The sequence below is a fragment of the Myroides sp. N17-2 genome, from assembly GCF_002286775.1.
GTDB lineage: Bacteria > Bacteroidota > Bacteroidia > Flavobacteriales > Flavobacteriaceae > Flavobacterium.
Genome location: NZ_NSGJ01000036.1, coordinates 1 through 13,967 on the forward strand (window position 1 = coordinate 1; position 13,967 = coordinate 13,967).

The window sequence follows — 13,967 nt, forward strand, 5'->3', positions numbered from 1 at the left end:
ACTGCCTTTGAGTAATGGGATATCATAAGCTCCTTTATTATCAGCCGTTTTACCATTTGTAATATTAATATAAGCTGGTAAATTCCCATCAAAATCAAGGAGTGTATGCATTTTAACAGTACCTTTATTGGTCTTGTATTTTGCCCAATCAAAGATGCTCAAACACAGAGATATTGTTGTGGAGTCTAATAACAGGATTTTTGACTTGATTCGGAACTTCACCTGCTTAAACTTGGGATGCTGTCCTAAACTTTCGAGCAAAGCAAAATAGTACTCTTTAAAGAGCTCATGGGATCTTTTTTTAAAAAAATCCGTAAGGTTGACTTACTGACACTTATTTTATGTTCTTCTTTTAGAATTGCTAATACACTATTCAAATTTCTATTATTTGCTTCTAGTAGATTACTCACAACTTCCTTAACTGGCTCTAATTTAGGTTTTGCTCCTCTTCCTGGCTTTATTTTTAAAGTTGCTGTTTTTGCTTCTAAACCATCTGCATTTTCCCAAGCATTAAAGAAATCTACAATTCTAAGTCATTTAACATCTGTAAGTCGTGCAATCTCTTTCATAGAAAGTTTTTTACCAGACAATTTCAGCAAGTTACAACGCAGTCTTATAATATGATTTAAACTTTCTCTTTCAAGTTGGTTGATTAATACTTTTTCTTCTTCTGTTAGAGTAATGTGCCGCATTATGTTTCTTAAAAATGTTTTCGCAAAAATAAGAACTTATGACATACTAAGAAAGTATTTGATTAAATACGTTCAACTACTTAATAGGGAGGTAATTAGAAAGTATATAGAAAATCAAGGTAAGTCTGATACTGATTATCAAAAAGTATATTCAAGTCAGCTTACTCTGTTCTAGGAATACCTAGTGGACTTGCCCCGAGGTATTTTATTCTTTAGATAAAAATATGTCTACTACCTACCAATTTAAGCATCTAGATACTGAGAATAATAGAAAAAACGAGATTGTTGAAATATTGTTCAATTTGCGATTATTTGTTTTATGTGGTGGTAAAAATAATATCATTATCTAGGGGTGTGAAGTTGTAATGGTGATTTGTGATTATGTGTGATTATTTAGGGTGTGTTGATATTGTGTTTTAATTCGTTGTTTTGATTATATTTTTATAATTATGGTTATTTTGTGTTATTTTGTGTATTTATATTGAATAATATTTTGTTAATGTTTGTTTTTTGTGTGATATTGTTATTTTTGTATTGTGTATGAACTAAGTGAAAACGGCATTGTATTTGACTTTAGTCAATAGACTGTTTTTAGAAAGTGAAAAGGTTATTTGAAAAGTTATGATTAAGAAAATAAAAGAATAAACACATGAAAATCCAACAAAAGATAAAGACGATAGGATTAGGGTTACTTGCTTTGGGATGTTATACACAGGCTCAAGCTCAACAAGATCCTCAGTATACACATTATATGTATAATACGACTAATATTAACCCTGGATATACAGGTACTCGTGAGGTATTAAGTGTATTCGGTATGTATCGCACCCAATGGGTGGGGCTAGATGGAGCTCCTCAAACAGCAAATATATCTATCGATACTCCTCTAGGAAGTAATGGACTGTCAGGGGGAATTAACTATACGAATGATCGTATAGGGGCAATGTCTGAAAACAACTTCTCGATTAACTTAGCGTATGCTATTGACTTAAATGATACGTATAAGTTGTCTTTTGGATTAAAGGGGACTGCTAATATATTAGATGTAGATTATACAAAATTAGACGTATATGATCCTAGTGATCCTACTTTCGGTGAGAATATTAGCAATAAGTTTAATCCAAATATAGGGGCAGGTTTATTTATGTATTCTGAGAAGTCTTATCTAGGTATGAGTGTACCTAACTTCTTAACGACTGATAGAGCGAAGAATGAAGGAAGAGAGTTAATGAAGCAAAAGATGCACTTCTACTTATTAGGGGGATATGTGTTTGAGCTTAACCCAAGCTTGAAGTTTAAACCAGCTTTCTTATTAAAGACTGTTGAGGGAGCGCCAGTACAGGTGGATTTAACAGCAAACTTCTTAATTGTGGACAAGTTTACTATAGGAGCTGCTTATAGATGGGACGCTTCTGTAAGTGCACTAGCTGGGTTCCAAATCAATGATGGGTTGTTTATCGGATATTCTTATGATGCCGATACGACTAAGCTAGCTAGATATAACTCTGGATCTCATGAGATTTTCTTGAGATTTGATTTGTTTAATAAGTATAATAAGGTTAGTACTGCTCGTTTCTTCTAATCATAGAAGTAAAAAGAAAATATGCTATGAAAAAAAATATTTATAAAATTGGAATAATGACTTTGTTAAGTCTGTATTCTACAATTGGGGCTGCCCAAAATCATTATATCAAGAAGGCGAATAAGGAGATAGAGAAAATGGCGTATGCCGATGCGATTAAGACTTATGAAAGATTAGTATCAAAAGGTAAGCAGGGAGATGATATCCTTGTTAATCTGGCTAAAGCATATTATGAGAATGGGATGTACTTAGAGGCTAATCACTGGTATAGTAAATTATATGAGAAGGTGTCAAATCCTAATGATATAAAGGATATCGATGCATTCTATAAATATATTCAGACTATTAGAACAACAGGTGATTATGTTCTAGCAAGCGCAAAGATGGAGCTATTAGTAGAAAAAGTTCCTAATGATGGTCGCGTAAAGAAATATCTAAGTGATCCTAATTATTTAGAGCAGGTTAATGCTAATAGAGATGGCTATAGAATAAAACAGCTTAACAGCGTGAATACTGCTGGTTCTGAATATGGCTCGGCTTTATATAAGGGGGAGATCGTATACGCTTCTTCTACAAATAAAAAAGGAAAGAACAAGAAAACACATAGCTGGACTAATGATCCTTATACGAAGTTATACTCTGCTCCTGTAAGAATAGATGGGTATGTAGGAAAGGCTAAACCTTTTGCGAAAAAGCTTGAAGGGAATTTTAATGAAGCTAATGCAATCTTCACCGCTGATGCTAGAGCAATGTACTTCTCTAGTAACAATAGAGGAGATAATGCTTTAAGATATTCGGATGGTACGTTGATGGTTAATCTATATCGTGCATATAACTTTGGTTCTGGTAAATGGGGAGATGTAGAGAAGTTAAGTATTAATGTAGATCACGGTAATACTGCTCATCCTGCCTTAACTCCTGATCAGGATTGGATTTATTTTTCTTCTGATAGACCTGGTGGATATGGACAGTCTGATTTATATCGCGTGAGGCTGTATAGAGATGGTACTATGGGAACACCTGAGAACCTTGGAGATAAGATAAATACTGAAGGGAGAGAAAGTTTTCCTTTTGTTAGTTCTGATAACGTACTTTACTTTGCCTCAGATGGTCATCCTGGTTTAGGAGGACTTGACTTATTCGGTGTACAGATTTATGACGATGGGACATTCGGAGAGGTAGTTAACTTAGGGAATACAATTAATAGCCCTTATGATGACTTCGCAATGTATCTAGATCCAGAAGCTAAGTTCGGATTTATTACTTCTAATAGACCTAATGGAGAAGGAAAAGATGATCTATACTATGTGAGAATGAAACAAGGGACTGAACTTAATATCGCTCAGGAAATTAGAGGTAGTGTCATCGATAAAGATACTAAACTACCTATACTAGATGCTTACGTTTACTTATATGATAATAAACACAGGTTGATAGAAGAGGTAGAAGTAGATAAGCGTGGTGAATACGTATTTAGAGATGTGAAGGTAAATAGAGACTATTATGTAGGTGTAAAATCGGAAGGATATCCATCTGAAGAGTCATCAGTAGAGGACGTGAATAAGAATGATGTAATCATAGTTAAGTTTGAATTAGCACGCACTAATGGTAACTTTAATAAGAATGGAAACAATCACTATGGTCAAGGTCATAATGATGTGTCTGAAGGATTAAAGAAAGGGGATGATTTAAGTAGTCATGTTGCTTTAGCTCCGATTTATTTTAACCACGATAGTTTTGTCATTAGAAAAGATGCTCAACAGGAGTTAATGAAGATAGCATCTGTTATGAAGGCTAAACCGTCTGTGAAGATAGATGTAATATCTCATACAGATAGTAATGGATCAGATGCTTATAATAATAGATTATCTCAACGTCGTGCTGATGCTACCGTAGAATGGTTAGTAGGACAAGGAGTTAGCCCTTTAAGATTGCACGGTGTAGGTAAAGGGGAATCTGAGATTCTTAATCGTTGTAAAAATAATGTTCCTTGTAGTGAGAAAGAACATCAAGTGAATAGACGTAGCGAATTTATCGTTACTGATTTATAGTATTTCCAACCAAAAACTATAGGTTATAACTTTACCCAATATTAGTTCCTAATAGGAATAAAAGAGAAGGTCAGCTTTTATTAGTTGGCCTTTTTTTGTGGTGTCGTGAAGTTGAGAAGTTGAGAAGTTGTTGTTTGCCTTTGTCAGAGGGATGATATATACTGCGATTACTATATGTTCTTTATAAAGTGATAATGTAAAGTCTAGCGTAGCGACTTCCTAACATGGTTGTCTTTCATTAATGATGTTGTGAAAATATAAATTCATATATAGGTAAAAATAATTGATAATGAATAAGTTGATGCTATTTCTGATGACTCTCTTTATAGTTTCGGGTTGTTTATCAGATAAAGATAAAATAGATAACTTGCCTGAAATAGAACAGGGAATATCATATTCTGAAAAGATTAATCCACCTAAATGGTTACAGGGAAGCTGGGTAATACAAGGAACTCCTACCTCAGGTTTTATTATCTTACCTAATGATTTGTGTTTAGTATCACTAGGGCAGGAGTGTTTTCAATATAGGATTGATACTGCATATCAAAAAGACCCAAGTGTAGTCAAGGTAGAGCAGGAGTATAAAGATGGGTATTACCGCTTGAGTATAAATCTTGCAGGTAACATAACAGAGTTTTCTTTTACCCAGCGTGATATGTTTCAAGCTAAGTATACTATGGGAAGTGTAAAGGGGACTCTGTATAAAAACCACTGATTTGTTTGAGATATCAATAACAAAATAGGGTAGTCTTGACGTTATTATAACTTGAAGGATAAAACAAAGAAAGGGCGTAAAACATTATTTTAAGCCCTTTCCTCTTAGTCTATAGTTATTACTTCGCCTCGAAAGTAATCTTGTTTTGTGTAGCTCCACATTTAAGCATAGAAGATCCGTATAATGGATTAGATAATTCTTCTACATCACTTAGCCATTTACCACCAGTACCGTTGTCAAACATAGGGCAGTATTGTTCGAATACTACGCGGTCTGTACCTACTGTGTTGATTAGTTTTACTAAGTCTTCTGTTAAGTCCTCGAACTCTTCTCTCTGTACTTTAATGTCTTTAGATTCTAATTTAGTAGCTGTTTCGATTAGCTCTTTCACTAATTCTTTCGCTGTAGCATCTTCTGTAACTACTGCCTTTAGATTAGACACTAATGTTTTACCAGCTGTAGAAGCCTCTGCTGCGTTATCCTCTTGAAGAGCTTTCTTCACTAAGAAGTATGCATCTAAAGAAGACTGAAGTACATCAGATTCTTTTACTGTTGTAACACTCTCTGTTTTTTCGTTTGCAGTGTGCTCTTCGTGTCCTTCGTGCCCAGCGTGTTCTTCTGTAGCAGGAGTTGCTGTGTCTTGTTTTTTGTCATTACACGCAGTAAGTGTGAAAGCTAATACTACGAAACTTAAAATTACTTTTTTCATTTGATTATTTTGTTATTTGTTTTTTTTATTATGTGAAGTAAAGTTAGAAAAAAGAATGCAGAGTTACCTCTACATTCTTTTCTGTGTTTTTTGTTCTTTTGTATTTCTGTGTTTCTGTGTGTTGGCGTAGTGCTCGTAAAACATCAATGATGTTTTATGTGGACGTATGTGATACGTCCCTACCGTTGTGGAAGTGTATCGCAGATATATGTTCTGCACAAAACATATCACATTCTATCGGCACACAAACCTGCAAAAAAACAAAATACCAAAAACACAAAACAACAACAATTACTATCTCTCAAACTGGCAACAGCTATGTAGCGCTTTATAATCAGCCTCAGTAGCCTTGTCAAGTTCTGTATCGTGTCCTACCTTAGCTACTGCTTTAGAGATAGCTGCTTTAGAGGTTAGCTTCTTGTCAAAGTTAAGGTGAAGTACTTTCGCCTTTACATCCCAAGTAGCTGTAGATACCCCTTTTACTTTCTTAGCTGCAGTCTCTATTCTCTCTTTACATAGATCACAGTTTCCTTTTACCTTTAGCATAGCGTGTTCTTGATTAGCAGATGGAGTAGGGGCTGCTGCTGAAGTCTCACTATGTCCCGCACCGTGATTAGCATGACCTGTAGCTGCTGGAGCACCATCATTATTCATCATACTGCGTTTACCTTCTAGTTGAGCACTAGCATCTACTGTAAATACTCCATTAGTTACGATTTCCTCATCGTTCTCTAATCCAGACATCACTACGTAGTTATCTCCTAAAGAAGGCCCTAAAACGATCTCTCTTAGCATAAAGGCAGGTGTAGCCGTGTTAGGTTGTTTTACATAGATCACAGAGCGTTTACCAGTCCACAGTACAGAAGACTTAGGGATTACCATTTCTTTGTTGTACTGTTTTAGAGGAGCTGATATTTTTGCACTTGCATACATCTCCGGTTTTAACTGATTCTTTCTATTATCTGTTTCTACTCTTACTTTTGCTGTTCTAGAAGTAGCATCTATAATCGGGTTGATAAATGCGATCTTTCCTTTAAATACTTCTCCAGGCAAACTTTGTAGTGTATACTCTAAAACATCTCCTTCTTTAATAAAAGGCAAGTCATTCTCATAGGCATCAAACACAGCCCATAGTTTAGACAAGTTAGAGATGCTGTATAGCACTGTTCCTTGGTTGATGTAATCTCCTTGGTTTACACTTTTTTCTACTACGATACCGCTTGTATTAGCATGAACAGAGACGTAAGGAGAGGCTGTACCTGTACTAAGTACTTTGTTTATCTGCGCTTCAGACATTTTCCAAATACGCAGTTTCTCCTTAGCAGCGTCAAGAAGTAGGGGTTGTAAGTCTCTAAGTTTTGATGCCTCTAATAACTCTTGTTGAGCAGTAAGTAAATCCGGAGAGTATATCGTTGCAATAAGTTGTCCTTGTTTTACGGCTTCTCCTGTAAAGTTTACATACAGTTTCTCGATACGACCATTTACGTGTGAAGTTTGCGATTGTTGCAACCTTTCATCCACTTGTATGGTTCCATAGAGCTGTATATCCTTAATGGCGGCTTGATGACCTACTTTAGTGGTTTGAATATTGGCAAGAGCCACTGCTTCCTTACTCATCTGGATAGCTTGATCATCTACTACATCATCTCCACCATCAGATGACTTTAGCGGAATTAAATCCATTGCACACAGTGGGCATTTACCTGGTTTATCCATTCTGATTTGCGGGTGCATAGAACACGTCCATACTGTATTTCCCTCTTCCGTAGTCGCTGGTTCGCCATTGTGTTCGTGTGAGCCCGCATCTCCAAATACCATCCATCCAAGAAGAAGTCCCACTAGTAGAATAGCCCCGTAACGCACGGCATTATTCTTAAATATGTTTTTTAATTTATCCATTGTCTAAAGATTTTGTGTGTTGTCGCGTACTGCTAATAATTTCTTGATAGAAGCCACCATCGTATTATAGTTAGCGATTGCTTCTGCTTTTTTTAGTTTGTAATCCAGTAGCTGACGTTGTACTTGGATTACATTGGTTAAATCACTTTTACCTGTTACGAACTCCTTGATAATAAGGCTGTAGGTGGTCTCTGCTAAAGTGGTTTGTTTTTCATAAAGCGTCACTATTCTCACCGCATCATCAAGTTGACTCTTGTATCCGTAGTACTCACTTTTTAGGGTGTTATACGTATCTTTGAACTTGTGATCACTTGACTTCCACCATAGTTTACCTTCTTCTTGTTGGGCTTTATACTTCTTGCGGAAAATAGGTAAGCTTACTGTCATCATAGGCATAATCATATCTTTTCCATTCATATCTCCCATACCCAGCATCATATCATCTGTCTTTCCGATAATCATGTATTGTACTCCAAGGCCTATCATTGGGTAACTCATCTTTCTGTCCATCTCTGCCTTTGCCTTATAAGCAAGTCCTTCTTCTGTTATCATCTCCAGCATAGGGTTGTTTGCTTCGATCATTAAAAGAGCATCCTTTTCATTGTATAGAAAGCTTGTCTTTACTATTTCTGATAATACTACTTCCTCTTGTGCTTCTCTGTTTAGCAGGGCATTAAACTTCGCTTTCTCCGCTTTGATTTGCGAGTGTAAGCTCTCTATGTTATTCTCTATCTCGATACGCTCAAGGCCTATACGCAGTACATCAGACATGCCTGATGCGCTACCGCCTCCGCCCATCTCACTCATTCCTCCACCAGAACTCATAGAAGAAGACATAGCAGGTGCCGCGCTAGCTGTAGCGCCACCGCCCATACCCATGCCTCCCATACCCCCTGAACTAGCAGAAGATGCAGGACTAGAAGCTGTCTTACTTGTTACCTTAGGCGTAGCAGTTATCTTAGCACTGTTAGAAGGAGCAGAGAATTTTCTGATCGCTAGTTTTTCTAACTGATCTAATAACTTCTTATTCTCTTGATTGTTATCAAGCTGCTCATTTAACTTTTGCATGGCATACCACTGCGTGTATACCTGTAGAGTTAAGTTGTCTAAAGCTTCTTTATACTGTTGGTCTTGCATATTAGCCATATGATTTGCCTCTATACGTGCTGTTTTACGGGTTCCAAACCACGGAATCATTTGCATTACCTTTAGGTTTCCGATAGAGCGTCCACCTACGATATCCATAGGTTTCGTATAAAAGTCCATACCCAGTTCAGGATCTTGAAATGCGCCTGCTTGTGGCACTTTCTGTAAGAAGGCCTCGTGCGCATATTTCTGTGCTTTTACTCCAGGGTTATTCTCTATGGCTACATTTAAATAACGTGATAAAGAGTCCTTTGGTTGCTCTTGCGCTACAGCCGTAGCAGTGAAACTTGTCACTGCTAAGAAGGCCGAAGCTAAATATATATACATTTTATTTTTGTTCATTGTTTTTTTAGTTTACAGTTAACGGTTTGCAATTCATTGATTTTAGTTAACTTATCTTCTAAGTTTACTTGTCACGGATTACAAATCCGCGCCATCCAAATCCGCACCATCCAAATCTGCGCTATCTTGTTGCTTGTTGTTGGCTAGTTGTTTTTTACTCTCATTCTTAATCGCCCATTCTCTCCACCAACATTGGAACACAGGAACCACGAACATAGTCATTGACTGAATAAGCATTCCTCCAAAAGTAGGGATAGCCATCGGTACCATAATCTCGGCTCCTTTACCAGTAGAAGTCATAACAGGCAGAAGTGCGATTAACGCCGTAGCTGTTGTCATGGCCGCTGGTCTTACACGTTTAAGTCCTGCGTATACGACAGCCTCTCTGATTTCTTCTTTTGTTTTTGGGTCTCTAGCCTCAAAGGTGTCGTGGATATAAGTTCCCATTAATACTCCATCGTTAGTAGCTAATCCAAATAAGGCAATAAACCCAACCCAGACGGCAATACTCAAGTTGATATTGTGCATTTGGAAAAGATCCCTCATATTCATATCACCAACATTGAAGTTCATAAACCAAGGTTGTCCATATAACCACAGTAAGATAAATCCTCCTGCGAAGGCTACGAACACTCCTGAGAAGTGAATAAGTGATGCTGCAACTGTCTTAAACTGGAAGTATAGAATCAATAGAATCGCTAATAAACTTAGTGGTACTACCAGTAATAGACGCTGTGAAGCTCTCTCTTGTTGCTCATAGTTACCTGCAAATTTATACGATACTCCTTTAGGCAAGGTAAGTTCTCCAGAGGCTAACTTCGCTTGTAGAATCTTATCTGCTTCGTGTACTACATCTACTTCAGCTTTTCCTTCTATCTTATCGAAGATGACATACCCAAGTAAGAATGTATTCTCACTCTGTATCATCTGTGATCCTTTAGCATACTCGATATCAGCTACCTCAGTTAGTGGTATCTGTGCTCCTGTAGCCGTTGGGATAAGCATCTTGCCTAAGGCATCTGGATTATCTCTAAGCTCTCTTGGATAACGAAGTCTCACTGGGAAACGCTCACGCCCTTCTACAGTAGTGGTTAATGCCATACCTCCGATAGCTGCCCCGATAACATCTTGTAGGTCTGATACCGTGATACCATATCTCGCCATATTATTGCGATTTAGGTGTATCTCTATATAGGGAGCACCTACTGCACGATCATAAAACACAGTCGATGGCATAATAGACGGAATGCTTTTAAGGGCTGTCTCTAACGCTTTACCACCTGCTTCGATAGACTCTAAGTCTGGTCCTGATACTTTAAGTCCCATAGGAGCACGCATACCTGTAGATAACATCACAAGTCTTGCCTCGATAGGCTGCAGTTTAGGAGCAGAGGTTAGTCCTGGTAAGTGAGATACATTGACAATCTCTTGCCAAATGTCATCTGCTTTCTTGATTTGTGGTCTCCACTGACGGAAGAACTTCCCATCTTTATCTACAATTAAACTATCTCTTGGGATTATTCTAAATCCGTTATCTTGGTGGTGTGTAGTTCCGTTTATTAACTCAAACGCACCTTCTTTATCTGTTTTAAATCGCTCTCTATGCCCATTTTTATCTAAGATATACTCTGGGATATAATTAATCGTGTTTTCGAACATCTGAGTAGGAGCAGGGTCAAGGGCTGAGTTGACACGTCCCCATTTACCTACGATGATTTCTACTTCAGGAATGTTCTGAATACGCTTGTCTAATGTTCCGATGAATTGAAGGTTTTGTTCAATACCTGTATGTGGCATACTTGTCGGCATTAATAAGAAAGATCCTTCATTTAAACTTGGCATAAATTCCTGTCCAATACCAGGGAACGTAGCTGTTGACTTTTGCCAAAGAGCAGTTTCTCTAAATGACTTCCAACCCACAGTTTCAAACCCTTTAGCTACAAATCCGAAGCTCTTATCTACTCCTAACCATACTAGCATACCGAATGCCATCGTGATAATAGGTATACTCATAAACTTCCAACGGTGGGTTAGTGCCCAACGAAGAATTTGCTCATAATAGATAACCAGAATCCACAATATCCCAAGGATAGAACCAATAGCAAAGAATACAAAAATGAAGTTCAGTCCTGTGCTTTGTTGTGTTCCCAGTGGTAACCATTCTACTGTTAGGTAGTATAACGCTACAAATAGAGTAAGGGCTACGTTTATATAGTTGGCTATTGTTTCTCCTTTCCATGCAGGAGTAAATAGGTTGTTTATCGCTACTAAAGTCAGGGTTACAGCTACAAATTCTCCTGTGAATATCCACAGTCCGATACCTAATACAGCTAATATATAGTTGGCTATTTTACGTCCTTTTTGTTTGTCTATCTTGATAGAGTATACATAGTATGCTATGGTCGGAAGTACAATAATCCCTAAGATAAAAGCCGATAATAGGGCGAAAGTCTTCGTATAAGCTAATGGCTTAAACAGTTTTCCTTCTTGGGCTTCCATAGCAAATACAGGCAAGAAACTGATAATAGTAGTCATCATCGCTGTTGATAATGCACCAGATACCTCAGATACAGCTTTGGTAATTAGATTGACAAAAGCCATTCCCTTACTCTGTATTCCCTGGGCTCGTTCTTCTTCCATATACCGAATGATGCTCTCGACAAAGACGACTCCCACGTCAACCATTACCCCGATAGCAATAGCAATACCTGATAAGGCAACGATATTCGCTTCGACTCCTGTATATCGCATAATAATAAAGGTTGCGAGTACCCCTATAGGTAATATACTGGAGATAATAATAGAGGCTCTAAGGTTAATCACCAGTACGATAACTACGATAATACAGATCAGTATTTCGTGCGCTAAGGCAGTCTCCAAAGTACCGATGGTCTCTTGGATTAATCCTGATCGGTCATAGAATGGTACAACGGTTACCTTAGAGATTGTCCCATCGGCTAACGTTTTCTGTGGAAGACCAGCTTCCATTTCTTTAATCTTCGCTTTTACATTGTTGATGACATGCATCGGGTTGGCGCCATAACGGGCAACCACAACACCTCCGACTGCTTCGATACCCTCTTTGTCCAGTCCACCACGACGCGTGGCAGGACCAAGGTTCACAAAGGCTACATCTTTTACTTTTACCGGTACGTTATTACGCACGGTCACAACTGCGTCTTCTAAGTCTTTGACACTTTTTATATATCCGAGGCCTCGCACTAAGTACTCCGCCTTGTTAATTTCGATTGTTTCTGCTCCTATATCTAGGTTACTCTTCTGTATAGCAGTCATCACATCCATGACAGATACGTTATAGGCACGCATCGCATCTGGATTAACTTCTACTTGGTATTCTTTGATAAATCCACCGATAGAGGCTACCTCAGAGACACCCTCTGCGGCTGATAAATTATACTTAGTATAGAAGTCTTGAATAGTACGCAGTTCATCTGGATCCCATCCGCCTGTAGGTTCTCCTGTCTCAGGATTACGCCCTTCTAAGGTGTACCAATACACTTGCCCAAGAGCCGTAGCATCAGGACCTAATGAAGGGATAACCCCCTCTGGTAGCGTACCAGCAGGTAGTGAGTTAAGCTTTTCTAAGATACGAGAGCGGCTCCAGTAGAACTCGACATTCTCTTCAAAGATGATATAGATAAATGACATCCCGAACATCGAACTACTACGCACCGTCTTCACTCCAGGTATACCTAGTAGAGAAGTGGTTAGCGGATAGGTGATTTGTTCTTGGATATCTTTAGGTGAGCGTCCCATCCATTCTGTAGCTACGATCTGCTGGTTCTCACCGATATCAGGTATCGCATCTACCGGAACTGGGTCGCTAGGTAGTATGTTTTGATGCCAATTAAACGGAGCTGTTACCAGTCCCCATATAATCACCACCGCTAGTAATAATAGAGTGATCACTCTGTTATGTAAGAAGTACTTAATGATTTTATTAAGCATAAGATATGTATTACTGTATTAATAAATGACACCTACTACTATTTATCGAAACTATATTATATAGTATAAGTCACAACATATATGCCATAAAAGCTCAAAAGCCTTTATAGGTAATTAATAGGTGTGATAAAATAAAGAGTAGTGATGATAACTGTAATCATCATGTAGTCCAAGTGAAGTAATAGGGTATAGCACTAAGTAAAGTAAAATTGTATTAGCTATCTATAATAATAAATCTACAATAGAATTTCACTCTATGTACTGGGATAAATACTAAACTTGGAAAAAGTAACTATATAAGAATTGCTCGCCAGTATAGAATGGACTATTGGCAATTAGCTAGTTACTAAAAGGAAATCAAATACGATAGGTACAGATATAAGATAAGGGATCTATATTTTTAAACTTAAATCCTGTGGTAGAAACAGATAGAGGAGTAACAGAAACTAAATCAACAGTAGATCTATTCTCTAAGTAATTAGAGTTGAACCATTGTGATTTGATGTTTGCTGTTTTCGCCTTAGTATCTTGTGTGATTTTTAGGGACTCAACTTTTAATTCGGTTGTAGACGAAAGTACTCGTGAAGCAGGTGTACAACATGGCATATTCATATCCATACTGTGTGATCCTTGCGTAGACTCTCCACCACAACAAGACATATTGCTCATATCACTCATTTCCATACCACACGTCATTATCTCTTCAGTACATGACCACTCTATAATAGGGCTAGCTGTAACTAAAGTAGATAAGAATAGGAATAATATGGATAAATGTTTTTTCACTAAATGTCTGAATTGTTCATTTGTATGCGACAAAGATACTTATTTTTTGATTAAGTGCCTCTTTTTAAGCGTCTAT

General features: G+C 37.6%; 8 protein-coding genes and 1 pseudogene. 3 read left to right on the plus strand and 6 right to left on the minus strand.

Annotated features, from left to right (window positions below):
* A pseudogene (locus tag CF599_RS20080) lies at nucleotides 1-192 on the minus strand (transposase); the annotation flags it as partial.
* 1,149 nt (nucleotides 193-1,341) lie between these two features.
* Between CF599_RS20080 and CF599_RS13925 the strand changes: the two are divergent.
* The 3 genes from CF599_RS13925 to CF599_RS13935 all read left to right on the plus strand — a co-directional run bounded on the left by CF599_RS13925 (nucleotide 1,342) and on the right by CF599_RS13935 (nucleotide 5,040).
* Entirely contained in the window at nucleotides 1,342-2,274 is a 933-nt protein-coding gene (locus CF599_RS13925) for a type IX secretion system membrane protein PorP/SprF (protein ID WP_121966618.1), read from the plus strand.
* Between the two features lie 26 nt (nucleotides 2,275-2,300).
* Complete coding sequence (locus CF599_RS13930; protein ID WP_121966619.1) at nucleotides 2,301-4,325, plus strand: OmpA family protein; 2,025 nt, start codon at nucleotides 2,301-2,303, stop codon at nucleotides 4,323-4,325.
* Between the two features lie 289 nt (nucleotides 4,326-4,614).
* On the plus strand, nucleotides 4,615-5,040 hold the full coding sequence (locus CF599_RS13935) for a hypothetical protein (RefSeq protein ID WP_121966620.1): 426 nt from the start codon (nucleotides 4,615-4,617) through the stop codon (nucleotides 5,038-5,040).
* 118 nt (nucleotides 5,041-5,158) lie between these two features.
* On the opposite strand, the gene CF599_RS13940 is transcribed toward CF599_RS13935, so the two are convergent.
* The 5 genes from CF599_RS13940 to CF599_RS13960 all read right to left on the minus strand — a co-directional run bounded on the left by CF599_RS13940 (nucleotide 5,159) and on the right by CF599_RS13960 (nucleotide 13,924).
* Complete coding sequence (locus CF599_RS13940; RefSeq protein WP_121966621.1) at nucleotides 5,159-5,749, minus strand: DUF3347 domain-containing protein; 591 nt, start codon at nucleotides 5,747-5,749, stop codon at nucleotides 5,159-5,161.
* A gap of 294 nt (nucleotides 5,750-6,043) precedes the next feature.
* Nucleotides 6,044-7,648, minus strand: coding sequence for an efflux RND transporter periplasmic adaptor subunit (locus CF599_RS13945; RefSeq protein ID WP_121966622.1), 1,605 nt, complete (start codon nucleotides 7,646-7,648; stop codon nucleotides 6,044-6,046).
* A 3-nt stretch (nucleotides 7,649-7,651) separates the two neighbouring features.
* On the minus strand, nucleotides 7,652-9,136 hold the full coding sequence (locus CF599_RS13950; RefSeq protein ID WP_121966623.1) for a TolC family protein: 1,485 nt from the start codon (nucleotides 9,134-9,136) through the stop codon (nucleotides 7,652-7,654).
* Nucleotides 9,137-9,214: 78 nt separating this feature from the next.
* Complete coding sequence (locus CF599_RS13955; protein ID WP_121966624.1) at nucleotides 9,215-13,105, minus strand: efflux RND transporter permease subunit; 3,891 nt, start codon at nucleotides 13,103-13,105, stop codon at nucleotides 9,215-9,217.
* 357 nt (nucleotides 13,106-13,462) lie between these two features.
* A complete protein-coding gene (locus tag CF599_RS13960) occupies nucleotides 13,463-13,924 on the minus strand; it encodes a hypothetical protein (protein WP_254050321.1) in 462 nt (153 codons plus the stop codon).
* Between the last annotated feature and the right edge of the window lie 43 nt (nucleotides 13,925-13,967).

Coding starts and splice junctions, on each gene's coding strand:
- CF599_RS13935 (WP_121966620.1), top strand. CDS start 4,615: ATGAATAAGTTGATGCTATTTCTGATGACTCTCTTTATAGTTTCGGGT.
- CF599_RS13945 (WP_121966622.1), bottom strand. CDS start 7,648: ATGGATAAATTAAAAAACATATTTAAGAATAATGCCGTGCGTTACGGG.
- CF599_RS13950 (WP_121966623.1), bottom strand. CDS start 9,136: ATGAACAAAAATAAAATGTATATATATTTAGCTTCGGCCTTCTTAGCA.
- CF599_RS13925 (WP_121966618.1), top strand. CDS start 1,342: ATGAAAATCCAACAAAAGATAAAGACGATAGGATTAGGGTTACTTGCT.
- CF599_RS13955 (WP_121966624.1), bottom strand. CDS start 13,105: ATGCTTAATAAAATCATTAAGTACTTCTTACATAACAGAGTGATCACT.
- CF599_RS13940 (WP_121966621.1), bottom strand. CDS start 5,749: ATGAAAAAAGTAATTTTAAGTTTCGTAGTATTAGCTTTCACACTTACT.
- CF599_RS13930 (WP_121966619.1), top strand. CDS start 2,301: ATGAAAAAAAATATTTATAAAATTGGAATAATGACTTTGTTAAGTCTG.